The organism is Oleiphilus sp. HI0125, from assembly GCF_001635355.1.
The window spans coordinates 1-821 of sequence record NZ_LWGF01000825.1 but is presented as its reverse complement, the minus strand read 5'-3'; the positions used below and the strand labels follow the sequence as shown (position 1 = coordinate 821).

At 43.7% G+C, this 821-nt stretch carries 1 protein-coding gene; it reads left to right on the top strand.

Going from position 1 to position 821, the window contains the following annotated elements; all coding sequences use genetic code 11:
• Positions 1-743 (top strand): protein-methionine-sulfoxide reductase catalytic subunit MsrP (msrP, locus tag A3762_RS13425; protein WP_068756060.1); only part of this gene is annotated, 743 nt, incomplete at its 5' end.
• Positions 744-821 lie beyond the last annotated feature (78 nt).

Sequence of the window (821 nt, the reverse complement as noted above, 5' to 3'; positions counted from 1 at the left end):
CCACCTATAACAACTTCTATGAATTTGGAACAGGCAAGTCTGATCCGGCAAAGTATGCGCATGAAATGACGACTAAGCCTTGGTCGGTTGTTGTGAACGGATTGACGGATAAACCTGGTGCCTACAACCTTGAAGATGTTCTAAAGGGTTTAGAGTTGGAAGAAAGGGTATATCGTTTCCGATGTGTGGAGGCTTGGTCCATGGTGATTCCTTGGGTGGGCTTTTCGTTGTCTGCGCTGTTAAATAAATTTCAGCCCTCCCCTTCAGCCAAATATGTTCGATTTGAAACGCTAAATAGACCAGAAGAGATGCGTGGTGTTCGATCATTTACGTCTTCGATTGATTGGCCATACGTTGAGGGATTGCGCATGGATGAGGCAATGCATCCTCTGACGATGATGGTTGTGGGAATGTATGGCAAGGAATTGCCAAATCAAAATGGTGCTCCATTAAGACTGATTGTCCCATGGAAATATGGTTTTAAGAGCATAAAGTCCATAGCTCGAATTTCGTTTAGCGAGACACGACCACGAACGAGTTGGGAGAAAGCGGGGCCAAGTGAATATGGCTTTTATTCCAATGTAAACCCCAACGTTGATCACCCTAGATGGAGTCAAAAGACAGAGAGGCGATTACCTAACTCTTTGTTTAGTCCAAATCGTATCGATACCTTGATGTTTAATGGGTATGAAGAGCAGGTTGCATCACTCTACGCTGGGATGGATCTGAAGAAGAATTACTAATTATGAATGCAAAAACTGCTCACTTGATGCGTTGGTGGTTTATTTTTATTGCTTGCTTAGCTCCACTGCCATACATCG